The following is a 13,844-nucleotide window of genomic DNA, read 5'->3' as shown; positions in this document are numbered from 1 at the left end:
TCAAAAGGTCACATCCCTTTACAAGCACTATAGCCACCTTGTAAAGGGTCTTTTCTTACATGAATAAATAAACAAAGAGCGGACATAGAAACGCCCCTATAATCGCTGTTAAGCCCATAGAAAGCGATCCTACAGATAATTCTTGTTCACCATACTCTCTTAGCTTCACAAGCCCGACACCGTGCGATGCACTTCCTACTGCTACACCTCGACTTACAGCTGAATCGATTTTGCCATATTTAATGACTAACGGGCCAATGATCGCTCCTACAAAACCTGCAATCATAACAAAAACTGCTGTTAAAGAAGGAATTCCGCCAATCGTTTCACTGACTTGCATACCTACCGGTGTCGTTAATGATTTAGGCAAAGCTGTCAGCATCCAACTATCCTTTACACCGATCCATTTTAGCATGATGAAAATTGTCATCAATCCAGTAAACATTGCGATACAAATCCCAGATATAATGGAGACTTTATATTTCAGAATAATGGCTCTTTGATTGTAAAGTGGGTATGCAAGTGCCACCACTGCTGGACCGAGCATTTTTTGGAGCCACTCCCCACCAACCATGTAGGTTGCATATGGAATATGAAAAACAAGTAAAATGACGGCACTAACAATCGTTGTTGTCACTAACGGAATCATTAAAGGATGTGGGAATCGTTGATAAAGCTTTGTAAATACATAAAATAGCAAAATCGTGCCAAGCACAACAATCAGTTCAATCAACAGATAATTCCCCTTTCCCTTCTTCGACATTCACTGCTAGTTCCTTTTTTGCTAATTCTCTTTTTTCAATGAGTTGAGTCACAAGTCCAGATAAATAGATAGCAATTAACGTGCTAGCAATGACTGCCAAAATAATAAGCAAACCCGTTGTGGACATTAATTCTGGATAATCAATAATACCAACCGTTGCTGGAATAAAGAACAATGTTAATATACCAATTAAAAAACCGGCACCATCTTGAATGTATTCTACTTTTATTATTTTAAAATTGAGTGAAAGTGCTAACAGCAGTAGGCCAATGACACTTCCAGGAAGCGGAATGTGCAAGTAAGACACAATCCCAACACCGATGTAGTAAAAAATATTAAGTATGCCAATCTGGATAATTATACGAATAATCCGTATGACTATCATCGTAAAATTTTGCTTCAACATTTCGTCACGTTTCCCCCCCTGTAACGCTTATTCTACAACTGCAGGAATTTTCTGTCTATTATAATTTTAGAAAAACAATAGAAAAAAGAGGCGACCTAAACGTTCATCGGCCACTCTCTTTTGTATAAAAACCTCTTCACAACGCAGTTTTGTCTTCAATCTAAAACTAAATAATTTGAGTAAAAAACACCAGCTACAAGGCGTGTCCAGCACCGCCGTCGATATTGACAGCAGTACCGGTTACATAACTTGCTGCATCGGAAACTAAAAACGTAATAACATTGGCAGCTTCTTGTGTTTCGCCTACACGTCCAAGCGGAATCGTTTGACCAACTTGTTGAGAGTAGTCTTCCCAAGACATTGCTGGTGCTTCTATTTTCCATCGCTTCTCGATTTGATCGCTTCGAATTAAGCCAATACAAACCGAATTGACACGAATATTATCTTTTCCTAAGTCCTTGCTCATCGCTTTCGTTAAAGCTAGTCCAGCTGCGCGGCTAACCGTTGTCGGAAGTGAACTGGCAGGTGGTGTTTTCGCCATTACAGCCGTTACATTGACAATCGCTCCACCGCCGACCTTGCGCATATGTGGTACGGCATACTTAGAACAATTAATAGCACCAAACACTTTTAAATCAATATCAGCTTGCCACACTTCACTACTAACTGTTTCAAATGGATTGGCAGATGCTGTCCCCGCATTATTAATGACAATGTCTATACGCCCAAAATGCTCCACAGTGCGTTCGATTAGCTTTTTACAATCTTTCTCTTTTGTAATATCAGCTTGTACAATCAACACTTCTTCGCCCGTTTCGTTTTTTATACAGCTAGCGGCCACTTGTAGCTGTTTTTCGCCACGTGCACTAATTACTACCTTTGCGCCTTCTTTCACAAGTTGCATGGCCGTATAATATCCGATGCCTTTACTTGAACCTGTAATAATCGCTACTTTTCCCTTTAAGCCTAATTCCATATCGTCCCACCTCTATGTTTTCAATAAGTTTTTAATAGTTTTACTGTATCAAAGTTAGTAAAATTATACAAAAAAACGACTATAAAGCTTATAAGCTTTATAGTCGTGTATATGTGTTCAATTATTTTTTAGCTACAATATGGATTGGGTTCCCTAGTAATACTTCAGCAGCTTCCATCGTAATTTCACCTAAAGTTGGGTGAGCATGGATTGTTAACGCGATATCTTCAGCAGTCATACCGCCTTCGATTGCTAAGCCCATTTCAGCGATCATATCAGATGCACCAGCACCTACGATTTGAGCACCGATTAATAAGCCATCTTCTTTACGCGCAACAAGCTTCACGAAGCCTTCTGTTTGGTTTAGTGCAAGTGCACGACCATTTGCGGCAAATGGGAATTTCGCTGCAGTATATTCAATACCTTCTGCTTTTGCTTGATCTTCATTATAACCAACTGTCGCCATTTCTGGATCAGTGAAGCATACAGCAGGAACAGCTAAATAGTCTACGATTGATTTCTCGCCAGCGATTGCTTCAGCAGCCACTTTACCTTCATAAGAAGCTTTGTGTGCAAGCTGTGGACCCGCTACGATATCACCAATTGCATAGATGTTTGGAATGTTTGTACGGCATTGTTTGTCAACATTAATGAGACCACGTTCACCGAATTCAACGCCAACACCTTCAAGACCCATTTCGTCTGTATTTGGACGACGGCCAACTGTTACTAATACATAATCAGCTTCGACTTTTTTCTCTTCTCCGCCAACTTCATATGTCACCACTACGCCGTTATCTGTTTCTTCAACACCTTTAGCAGATGCGTTTACTTCAATTTCAACGCCTTTCTTTTTAAGGCCTTTTTTCACGATTTGCGTCATTTGCTTTTCGAAACCAGCTAAAATATCTTTGCCGCCTTCGATAATTGTTACTTGTGAACCAAGGTTTGCATAAGCCGAGCCTAGCTCTGTACCAATGTAACCTCCGCCGATAACTACTAATTTACCAGGAACTTCTTGTAACGAAAGTGCACCAGTAGAGTTCAGTACACGCTCTGAGAATTTGAACGTTGGAATTTCAACTGGACGAGAACCTGTTGCGATAATAACATTGTTAAATGTGTAAGTTTGAGCAGATTCACCATTGATGATACGCACTGAATGAGCGTCAACGAAATACGCTTCACCTTGTACGATTTCAACTTTATTACCTTTAAGTAAGCCTTCAACACCGCCAGTTAATTTTTTAACAACGCTGTCTTTAAAAGCTTGTGCTTTTGAAAAGTCTAGTTTCACATCAGAAGCGATGATACCCATGTCATCTGAATGTTTAGCATGCTCAAAGCGGTGACCAACTGAAATTAATGCTTTTGATGGGATACAACCTACGTTTAAGCACACACCACCAAGTACATTTTTTTCAACGATTGTTACTTTTTGGCCAGTTTGAGCTGCACGAATTGCTGCTACATATCCTCCAGGACCTGAACCAATGACAAGAGTATCTGTTTCGATTGGGAAATCTCCTACTACCATTTTGTTACGCCTCCATTAATAATAATTCTGGCTCACTTAACAAACGCTTTAAGTGATTTAAAGCATTTTGCGCAGTGGCTCCATCGATCATGCGATGATCAAAGCTCAATGATAATGCTAACACAGGTGCAGCTACAATTTCACCATTTTTTATTACAGGTTTTTCTGCAATTCGTCCAATACCTAAAATCGCTACTTCAGGATGGTTAATTACTGGAGTAAACCATTGACCACCTGCAGAACCGATATTTGTAATAGACATAGAAGCACCTTTCATTTCATGTGGTGCAAGTTTACTTTCACGTGCTTTTGTCGCTAAGTCATTAATTTCATTAGAAACCGCAAAAACAGATTTGCGATCTGCATGTTTAATAACTGGCACTAGTAAGCCTTTTTCTGTATCTGCTGCAATACCGATATTGTAGTAATGTTTTTGAATAATTTCTTGTGTTGCATCATCTAACGAGCGGTTAAATTCTGGGAATTCACGCAATGTTGAAACAAGTGCTTTTACTACATATGGTAAATACGTCAGTTTGACACCTTTTTCAGCAGCGATATCTTTGAATTTTTTGCGATGTGCCACAAGAGCTGTTACATCTACTTCATCCATTAGCGTAACATGAGGCGCAGTTTGTTTTGAATGCACCATCGCTTTAGCAATGGCTTTGCGAATACCAGACATTTTTTCACGTGTTTCTGGGAATTCACCTTCAAGCACAACTGGTGCAGCTGGTGCAGTTTCTTGTTGCGTAGCTGCTTGGTCTTGCGCAACTGGCGCTTCTTCAGTCTGTGCTGCTCCTCCACCATTTAAGAAGTTCTCGATATCTACTTTTAGAATACGGCCATTTTTGCCCGTACCTGTTACTTCATGAATATTGACATCATTGTCTCTTGCAAATTTACGCACGGATGGCATTGCAATAACACGTTTAGAATGATCTGTTGTCTCTTGCTTTACTGCTACCTCCGCTGTTGCTGGTGCTTCTGGCGCTTTTGGTGCTTCTTCTTTCGCTGGCGCTTTTGCTACATCTTGACCAGTTTCAGCTGTTGACTGTACTTGTGCTTCTGTTTTTGCTGCTGCATGATCGTCGCCTTTAAGCTTTAAATCTTCATAGCCAGGAGCATCTAAACGAATTAATACATCGCCAACGACAGCAACTGTACCTTCTGCTACTAAAACTTCCTCTACTTTTCCTTCAACTGGTGAGGGGATTTCTACGACAGCTTTATCGTTTTGTACTTCACAAAGAATATCGTCTTCTTTTACTGTATCCCCAGCTTTTACGAACCATTTTACAATTTCGCCTTCGTGAATACCCTCGCCGATATCCGGTAATCTGAATTCAAATGCCATGTGTACCCATCCTTTCTCTTTGCTCTTCTTCGAATATGCAAGCTACATTAGAATGTTAAAACTTTTTTCGCTGTTTCCATTACATCTTTATAATTCGGTAACCAAACACCCTCAGCTTGTGGGAATGGGTACACTGTGTCTGGTGCTGCTACACGAAGTACAGGAGCTTCTAAGCTCAAAATTGCACGTTCTGTAATTTCAGCGACAACATTTGCAGCAATACCTGCTTGTTTTTGTGCTTCTTGAACAACGATTGCTCGGCCTGTTTTTTCAACTGACGCAATGATTGTTTCAATATCAATTGGTTGAATTGTACGTAAATCAATCACTTCTACAGAATGACCTTCTTTTTCAAGTTCTTCTGCCGCTTTTAAGCTTTCGTGTACCATTAAGCCATAAGCAATGATCGTTAAGTCTTTCCCTTCACGTTTTACATCAGCTTTTCCTAGTGGAATTTCGTATGCTTCTTCAGGTACTTCTTCGCGGAATGAGCGATATAATTTTAAATGCTCTAAGAAAATAACTGGGTTATCATTGCGAATAGAAGAAATAAGTAACCCTTTCGCATCGTAAGGCGTTGATGGTACAACGACCGTTAATCCTGGTTGTGCTGTCATTAAGCTCTCTAAACTATCAGAGTGCATTTCTGGCGTATGCACACCACCACCGAATGGAGAACGGATTGTAACAGGTGCATTGTACGTACCACCGCTACGGTAGCTTAATCGTGCTAATTGCCCGCTAATTGAGTCCATTACTTCATAAACGAAACCGAAAAATTGAATTTCAGGAACTGGTCGGAAACCTTGAAGAGAAAGACCGATTGCTAAGCCACCAATACCTGACTCTGCTAATGGTGTATCGAATACACGGTCAACACCAAATTCTTTTTGCAGGCCTTCAGTTGCACGGAAAACCCCACCATTGACGCCTATATCTTCCCCGAATAAAAGAACGTTTTCATCGTTTTTTAATTCTGTGCGAAGCGCATCTGTAATCGCTTGAATCATCGTCATTTGTGCCATAGGTTATTTCGACTCCTTCTCTTTGTAGATTTCATACTGTTCTTTTAAGTTAGATGGCATTTCGCCTTTATACATATTTTCCATTAATTCTGTTACTTTTTGTTTTGGTGCAGCGTCGGCTTTTTTAATGGCCTCTTTAATTTCTTCTTTTGCACGTTCTATAACAGCCTCTTCTTTTTGCTCATCCCATAAACCTTTGCCTTCTAGGTATTTACGGAAACGAACGAGTGGATCTTTTAGAGCCCATTCGTTATCTGTATCTGATGTACGGTAACGTGTTGGGTCATCACCAGCCATTGTATGTGGACCATAACGGTAACACATTGTCTCGATGAAAGTAGGGCCCTCGCCATTGATTGCGCGCTCACGTGCATCACGTGTTGCAACATAAACTGCAAGCGGGTCCATACCATCCACTAAAATACTTGGAATGCCTGCTGCAATACCTTTTTGTGCAATAGTTTTAGCAGCCGTTTGTAATTCACGTGGTGTAGAAATCGCAAATTGGTTGTTTTGTACGATGAAAATAGCAGGCGCTTTAAATGCACCAGCAAAGTTCATACCTTCGTAGAAATCACCTTGTGAAGACCCACCATCACCTGTATAAGTAATCGCTACCGCTTTTTTACCTCGTTTTTTAATACCAAGTGCCACCCCAGCAGCTTGGATATATTGTGCACCGATAATGATTTGTGGTGCTAAAACGTTTACACCTTCAGGAACTTGATTGCCCATGAAGTGACCACGTGAGAATAAAAATGCTTTATCTAACGGTAAACCATGCCACACAATTTGTGGTACATCACGGTAACCTGGTAAAATCCAGTCTTCTTTTTCTAATGCAAAATGTGAAGCAAGTTGTGATGCTTCTTGTCCTGCTGTTGGTGCGTAGAAGCCTAAGCGACCTTGACGGTTAAGAGAAATGGAACGTTGATCTAAAATACGTGTATAAACCATACGCGTCATTAACTCAACTAACTCTTCATCTGTTAATTTCGGATCTGCCTCTTCATTTATAATTTCGCCTTCTTCGTTCAAAATTTGAAACATTTCAAACTTATCTTCGATTTCAGCTAGCGTTTGTTGTGGATCAATAATATTATTGTTTTTCTTGCTCATTTGTCACATCTCCCTTTCAACTGTATTAAAATAAATCACATTCAAACTAGTACAACTTATTCTTAGCACTCAGTATACTGAATAAAATACGGTCGGTCAATCATATATTACGCCCAATACTAAAGAATTTTCCTACAAAAGCGTTTAGTACCGACTGTCCTATACTGTATCACTAATAATACAAATCTGTATTACAACAACTTTCTTCAAGCGCATAAACATTACGTTTCTCTACATAATTACCAATAGTAGAATACCCCAGTTCTCTATCATCTCATTCCTACATAAAATATTTTTAAGTTTATTTAAATAAAGTCTTTTTTCATGTGCATGTTTTGATACGTGATGTATACTTATAAATAAGGTAATACAAAGATTGAAAGGAAGATTCACACATGATTTTAATGGATGATATTATACGCGAAGGCCATCCGACTCTGCGCACAAAAACTGATGAAGTACAATTCCCTTTAACGGACGAAATAAAACAACTGGCAACTGATATGCTACAATTTTTAATTAACAGTCAAGATCCTGAAATGGCAGATAAGTATGATTTACGCAGCGGCATTGGTTTAGCTGCGAATCAAGTAAACAGCCTACACCGAATGTTCGCGCTGCATTTGAAAGATGATAGCGGCGAACAGCTAAGCTTTGTGGCGATCAATCCTAAAATTGTTAGCCACTCTGTTGAAAATACTTACTTGCCAACTGGCGAGGGCTGCTTATCTGTTGATCGTAATGTACCTGGTTATGTGCCTCGTCATGCACGCATTACAGTGAAATTTAAAACAATCGACGGTGAAGAGAAAAAAATGCGCCTTTCAGGGTTACCAGCTATCGCCTTTCAGCATGAATTAGACCATTTAAACGGCGTTATGTTTTATGATCGAATTAACGAAAAAAATCCATTTGCAGAAGTACCAAACGCTGTACCGTACGAACGCGACTAAGACAAGTTAGCGGCTATCGCGCTGATGTCCGATACGGCAGCAAAAAGTGCTCTATATAAGAGTGTCTTTCTGCTTTTGCAAAGTGTAATAACGCATTAGCTATCTAAAATATAAAAGTGACACTAGTTGATGGTAGCGTAGGCGGCGACTCCTGCTCAGAACAGCACGTAAGACGAGGGCAGCCCGCGCGTTAGCGAGGGTTGCGGCTTACTGTGCTGAGCGGAAAGCGCCCGCCGTAGCGGACATCAACGGCATAGCAAAAAGTGTTAGATTGATGACCGTCAATCTAACACTTTTTCGCTTTAAGAGCTTTATTTAAACCAATCGTGCATTTATTGTTTCAATGAGTGCAGGCAGTTCTTGCATTGTTTGAATGGTATAATGCGCACCTGCTTGTTCAAAAACAGCTTTTGTTCTTTCGATAGCATCCGCTCGCTCTTCATCAGATAAACGCATAAACTCCTGTTCTGTTAAACCCATTTCCGAACTACCGATAATGACACCTACAGCCCAAACTCCGGCATTTAATGCCTCTTGCATATCCGAAGTCGTATCCCCTACTTTTACTACTCGTTTCGTCGCTTGAATACCAAGTTCCTCAATATTTCTAAAAATCATATAAGGATACGGACGCCCTTTATCTCCTACATCAGTTGGCGTCACTAAATAATCAGGCTTATATCCTTTTTCCGCCGCGTGATGTGTCACTACTTCCATCATCGATTTCGTATAGCCTGTTGTAGAGCCAATACGTATGCCAGCCTGTCTAAGCTGATGCACCGTTTCGATTACATGTGGTATCGGATCTGTGAACAGCGCGAGGGACGCCATTAACTTCGTTTCAAATTGAGCATATAAAGCTTGTACATCTTGCTCTGTATATGCTCGACCGTAGACAACTTCCCAAGCCTCATGTATTCTCGGCATCTCAAGCATCGTCCGAATATGGTCTATTTTTAACATCCCCATCGGTTTGCGCGCTTCTTCCAACGTCACCGGCACACCTGCATCTTCAAAAATAGTAAGAAATACATTAACCGGCGCAAAGCAACCGAAATCAACTGCTGTACCTGCCCAATCCAAAATGACCGCTTCAATTTTCATTATTTTTCACCGCCATATAGTTTTCAATAACTTTGCATAATGCTGTTATATCTTCCTCATGCACATCGCCTATATTCCCAATTCGGAATGTGTCGAGTTCCGTTAATTTGCCAGGATAAATAACAAAGCCAGCTTGTTTCATGTCCTGATAGAAATCATCGAAAGAAAATGCTTCGTCCGGATATAAAAACGTCGTAATAATAGGTGATTGCATATCCTCAGCAATATAAGCCTTTAATCCACAGTGCGATAATCTTTCACGCAACAATTGATTGTTTTGAGCATAGCGTTTGGAACGCGCCTCTACCCCGCCTTCTTCTGCTAATTCCTCAAGGGCTTTCGCAAATGCCGCTACAACATGTGTCGGTGATGTAAAACGCCATTTGCCATCTACTTGCATGACTTTCCATTGATCGTATAAATCTAAGGCAACACTTTTGGCTATTCCTTCACATTGTTGTAACGCTTCAATTTTCGCAATAACAAAGCCAAAACCCGGCACGCCTTGAATACATTTGTTGGCACTACTAATTAAAAAATCAATTTGGCCGTTTGACAAATCCATCGGCACACCACCAAAACTACTCATGGCATCGACAATATACGTTTTATTAAACGCTTGCACAACTGCACCTATGTCATCAATTGGATTTAAAATACCCGTCGTCGTCTCACAATGGACGACAGCTACATGTGTAATACTGTCATCCTTTTCTAATATATTTTGCACTTCTAACGGTGAAGGCTGCTCATTGTAAGGCACACAATAAACGACATGCTGCAATTGAAGGGCTTTCGCCATTTTTACGATACGTTCCCCGTAAGCACCGTTCGTGATAATAAGCACTTTGTCTATATCATTCAAAATAGTCGTTGTTAATACAGACTCCACAACGAAGCTACCACTGCCTTGCATTAAAACTGCCGTATATTGCGTTTCATCAACTTGCGCTAATTCCACTAATTGTTGGCGTATCGTTTGTGTCACTTGCTTATAATCGTCATCCCATGTACAGCGATCTATTAACATTTCCCTTTTTACCGCTTCTGTTGTTGTCAATGGTCCTGGTGTTAATAATTTATAGTTATTCATCGTTATACTCCTTTATTGTTGCGCTTCTTTAAAGAATGCTTGATGTTGTTCTAATAAATCGACCGTTAAAGTCGTATCCCATTTCTTCAAATATTGTGGCACGTATTCACTATCGACTTGTTCCCCTTCGTAAAGTGCTACTGGATATTGTTTTAACAAATCCGCCCGCGCCTCAGTCGCAATCACTTTTGCTATTTCACGGGCTAACGCCTCGTCCCCTTCTTTATCTACAACAGCAACAGATTCAGTTAACGTAAAGTTGCCTTCCGTTGGGTCAATATAATCAATTGGTAAGCCTTCATTTTTAGCATCAATGGCTTGAATACGTAGACCAAAACCAACTGCTACTTCCCCGGTTTTCACCTTTTTAATAGGGCCGGAACCAGAACTTTCAATATGGGGACCAGCATTTTTAATTAAATCTGCTAATACTTGCTTCCCTTCTTTTTCTCCATATTCATTCATGATTGCCTGCACTAACAACCAGCCTGTAGAGGAGTCTAAAATATTTGGGAATGACACTAAATCTTTGTATTCTGGATTCGTTAAATCCTTGATTGTTTTCGGTACAGCTAGCCCCTTTTGCGCCAATAAATCCGTGTTAATAAAAATGGACCCTACATTCCCTAAAATCGGCAATGCGTATGTCGATCCGCCATCTAAAGGCTTTAAGTCAGAGGATAGTTCAACAAACATCGATTTAGACGTTTGAGCACTTTCAATAAAGTAAGATGCCATCGTGACAACATCCGCTTCAATATCCGTTCCTTCCGCCATCATTTTTCCGCCTAATTCAGATGTACCGTATGATTGGATAATATACTTCCCTTCATAGCCCTTGTTATCTAACGTAGCTTGCATGACTTCAATCGCTTCATCGTCAGCATTTGAATAAATAATGACCTGATCTTTTGCATCAGCCGCTGCACCTCCACACGCTGCCAACACTATGGCAGAACTCACCGTACCTAACATCATGACCGTAGACTTTTTCATCATTCCAGCTCCTTCACCTTTTCTTTAGTTGTTGTTATATAATCACAACCTAATTTCACAATGAGGTTAGTGCATAAAATAAAAATGGACAGTACAAAAATATCTGTATACTTCGCAAAATGCTGAAGTTCTTTAATGCGCGTGGACACAAGCATCGTTTTTGTACTAACAAGGAATATTACCCCGCTCACCGTGACCATGGCATTTAGAAAATAGTAGCTAAACATTTGAAAAATAGTTGGCTTGATATTCGGTAAAATAACCCGAACGACCGTTTGAACCCAGGAGTCCTTTAACAATTCCCCTGTCACTTCCCACGTAGGGTCCATCTTCTGCAAAGAATTTTTCGCCATTAAATAGGGCGTTGTAAAGAAGTGGACAACCGCATAAGCAATAATGATCAAGAAAGTCCCCTTTAGTGAACTACCATTAAAGAAAAACAAGTAAGATAGACCAAGCACCATGCCCGGCACCGTGTTCGTTACCATGGATGCAAAATCTAACGTCTTCCTTCCTCGCAACGGCGTTCTGACATTTACAAGCGCTGATACAAATGCTATACAAACACCTAAAACGGCTGTAAAGAAGGCAACGATAAGTGAATTCAGATAAACTTTTGTTAAATTCTTTTCTGCTAAAACATTTTGGACATGTTCGAAAGTAAAGCTAAAGTTATATGGATAGCCTTTTGTAAACGGCACAATAAACATCGTCGAGAAGATGATCAAAATTGAGCTAACACATATTAATGAAAAAACTGTAAATGCACGATCACGCAGACGATGTACGACTAGCTCGCTGTGACTAACATGTTTGTATTGAAAATTAAATCGATCTAGCACAGTTAGCATCACGATACCGAGCACAGCCGGTACAAGCATCAATACAGAAATTACTGCACCCTGCTCAAAGCGTACAATCGAGCCGAGCATCGCTTGATATAGCTCTGTCGCGATAACTTTATAACTGCCGCCTACCGATGCTGGTATACCAAAGTCGGTAAAACTTAAAATAAACGTTAAAATAAAAGCGCCACCGATCGTGCCAATCATCGGCCGGAATACAGTATGGTAAAATCGACGCGATGGCTTGTCATGCATGAGCATCGAAACAAGCAAAAACCGTTTATCGATGTACTGCATAGAGTTTTGCATCAAAATAAAGGCAACAGGCAATGTGTAGAGCACATAGCCAATTAGCAAGCCATTAAATCCATAAATCGTTACGATCGGCTGCCCGAATAATTTTGTCACAATCCCTTGGTTGCCAAATGTATAAATCAGCACAAAACCATAGGTAATCGTTGGCAAGAGCATCGGTAAAGTTATGCCTACATGGACGAGTTTTTTAACGGCGCGATTCATCGTCGTAAAATGCAAGGCATAGGCCAGCGCAAAAGCTAAACAAGTTGTAATGAGAGCTGCTGCGAAGGACACTTGAAAACTATTGATAAAGGCTTCTCGAATTTCCATGCTTTGTAATGCTTCCATATAATTTTGAATCGTTATGCGATTGCCTTTTTTTAATGACTGCCAAAACATATAAAGCAATGGCACAATTAAAAAGAATAGAAAAAATATGGCTATGGGTACAAAGAGAATTTTCACCATTTTATTTGTTTTAAGCATAAGATTCTCCAAACAGTTGGTAGATGTTATGACGTTTAATATGAAGTTGCCTTAAGATAAAATCTTCAACAAACTGATTTTTTGGTGTTGTTACGATTTCGTGAGGTGTTCCATATTGCGATACAGTTCCTTCATTAATAATTAGTACTTTATCTGATAACGTTAGCGCCTCTTCAGGGTCGTGTGTCACGATAATAGTTGTTAAATTAAATTGACGCGCAATGGATTTAATACGCTCTTTAATCGATTCTTTAATGACACCGTCTAGCGCACTTAACGGTTCATCCAACAACAATATTTTTGGTTGCATCACAAGTGTTCTTGCAATCGACACACGTTGTTTTTGTCCACCTGATAATTCGTGAATCTTCTTATGTAAATGTGGGGCTAGTTCTAAAAAATCGACATAGTCCTGAATCTCGGCTTTTGACATTTGTTGTTTTATATTTTTTAAGCCATAGACGATATTGTCGTATGCATTTAAATGAGGGAACAACGCAAAGTCTTGGAAAACGATATTAAAACCCCGTTCTTGCATCGGTTGTTTTGATATGTCTTGTCCATTGTAAAAAAGTTGCCCATCCGTTTGCTCTGTAAGACCCAATACAATATTGAGTAATGTCGTTTTTCCGCAACCACTTGGTCCTAATAAAGAAACGATTTCTCCAGAAGCAATCGTAATATTGATATCTCTTAAAACATTTTTATTTTTATAGCTTTTTGAAATATTTTTTAGTTCCAACAAATCGTTCACTCCTTTTGAGTTGTTACTCACAGTATAATGATGATTTGTAAAGGGAAATAACATATTTGTGTAAATGTTGAGTAAATTCTGACTAACTGTTGACAAAGTCATTACTACTTTGAGTAAATAACAAATAGAGGTG

At 39.7% G+C, this 13,844-nt stretch carries 13 protein-coding genes; 1 reads left to right on the top strand and 12 read right to left on the bottom strand.

Annotated elements, in window-relative coordinates:
- Positions 1-55: 55 nt before the first annotated feature.
- From ACKVEV_RS21220 to pdhA, 7 genes are all read right to left on the bottom strand, one after another.
- On the bottom strand, positions 56-733 hold the full coding sequence (locus tag ACKVEV_RS21220) for an LrgB family protein (protein ID WP_409368188.1): 678 nt from the start codon (positions 731-733) through the stop codon (positions 56-58).
- The gene (locus tag ACKVEV_RS21215; protein WP_409368187.1) at positions 726-1,169 is read right to left on the bottom strand and encodes a CidA/LrgA family protein; all 444 of its coding nucleotides are present in this window, start codon (positions 1,167-1,169) and stop codon (positions 726-728) included. Before ACKVEV_RS21215 ends, ACKVEV_RS21220 begins: the two co-directional genes overlap by 8 nt.
- A gap of 193 nt (positions 1,170-1,362) precedes the next feature.
- The gene (locus ACKVEV_RS21210) at positions 1,363-2,145 is read right to left on the bottom strand and encodes an SDR family NAD(P)-dependent oxidoreductase (RefSeq protein ID WP_409368186.1); all 783 of its coding nucleotides are present in this window, start codon (positions 2,143-2,145) and stop codon (positions 1,363-1,365) included.
- Between the two features lie 121 nt (positions 2,146-2,266).
- On the bottom strand, positions 2,267-3,682 hold the full coding sequence (lpdA, locus tag ACKVEV_RS21205; protein WP_402925192.1) for a dihydrolipoyl dehydrogenase: 1,416 nt from the start codon (positions 3,680-3,682) through the stop codon (positions 2,267-2,269).
- A 4-nt stretch (positions 3,683-3,686) separates the two neighbouring features.
- The gene (locus tag ACKVEV_RS21200; RefSeq protein WP_409368185.1) at positions 3,687-5,039 is read right to left on the bottom strand and encodes a dihydrolipoamide acetyltransferase family protein; all 1,353 of its coding nucleotides are present in this window, start codon (positions 5,037-5,039) and stop codon (positions 3,687-3,689) included.
- 47 nt (positions 5,040-5,086) lie between these two features.
- Positions 5,087-6,064: an alpha-ketoacid dehydrogenase subunit beta gene (locus ACKVEV_RS21195; RefSeq protein ID WP_409368184.1), complete on the bottom strand. Its 978-nt coding sequence runs from the start codon at positions 6,062-6,064 to the stop codon at positions 5,087-5,089.
- Between the two features lie 3 nt (positions 6,065-6,067).
- Positions 6,068-7,183: a pyruvate dehydrogenase (acetyl-transferring) E1 component subunit alpha gene (pdhA, locus tag ACKVEV_RS21190; protein ID WP_409368183.1), complete on the bottom strand. Its 1,116-nt coding sequence runs from the start codon at positions 7,181-7,183 to the stop codon at positions 6,068-6,070.
- 395 nt (positions 7,184-7,578) lie between these two features.
- Here pdhA and def point away from each other — a divergent pair, with 395 nt between their 5' ends.
- Positions 7,579-8,136 carry a peptide deformylase gene (gene def, locus ACKVEV_RS21185; protein ID WP_409368182.1) on the top strand — a complete coding sequence of 186 codons (558 nt, stop codon included), beginning with the start codon at positions 7,579-7,581 and terminating at the stop codon, positions 8,134-8,136.
- A gap of 315 nt (positions 8,137-8,451) precedes the next feature.
- Here def and phnX read toward each other — a convergent pair whose 3' ends face one another.
- From phnX to ACKVEV_RS21160, 5 genes are read right to left on the bottom strand one after another with little or no spacing between them, the layout of a single operon-like run.
- Positions 8,452-9,240, bottom strand: a complete 789-nt coding sequence (gene phnX, locus ACKVEV_RS21180) for a phosphonoacetaldehyde hydrolase (protein ID WP_409368181.1) — start codon at positions 9,238-9,240, stop codon at positions 8,452-8,454.
- Positions 9,230-10,333 (bottom strand): 2-aminoethylphosphonate--pyruvate transaminase, encoded by a 1,104-nt coding sequence (locus ACKVEV_RS21175; RefSeq protein ID WP_409368180.1) that lies wholly within the window; start codon positions 10,331-10,333, stop codon positions 9,230-9,232. The genes phnX and ACKVEV_RS21175 overlap by 11 nt, the downstream gene beginning before the upstream one ends.
- A gap of 12 nt (positions 10,334-10,345) precedes the next feature.
- Complete coding sequence (locus ACKVEV_RS21170) at positions 10,346-11,329, bottom strand: extracellular solute-binding protein (protein WP_409370602.1); 984 nt, start codon at positions 11,327-11,329, stop codon at positions 10,346-10,348.
- Positions 11,329-12,957: an ABC transporter permease subunit gene (locus ACKVEV_RS21165; RefSeq protein WP_409368179.1), complete on the bottom strand. Its 1,629-nt coding sequence runs from the start codon at positions 12,955-12,957 to the stop codon at positions 11,329-11,331. The genes ACKVEV_RS21170 and ACKVEV_RS21165 overlap by 1 nt, the downstream gene beginning before the upstream one ends.
- Complete coding sequence (locus ACKVEV_RS21160; protein ID WP_409368178.1) at positions 12,950-13,702, bottom strand: ABC transporter ATP-binding protein; 753 nt, start codon at positions 13,700-13,702, stop codon at positions 12,950-12,952. The genes ACKVEV_RS21165 and ACKVEV_RS21160 overlap by 8 nt, the downstream gene beginning before the upstream one ends.
- Positions 13,703-13,844 lie beyond the last annotated feature (142 nt).

The sequence above is a fragment of the Lysinibacillus sp. 38-6 genome, from assembly GCF_046245175.1.
Lineage (GTDB): Bacteria > Bacillota > Bacilli > Bacillales_A > Planococcaceae > Lysinibacillus.
Note: the sequence above shows the minus strand (reverse complement) of the source record. Positions and strands in the feature narration are given on the sequence as shown.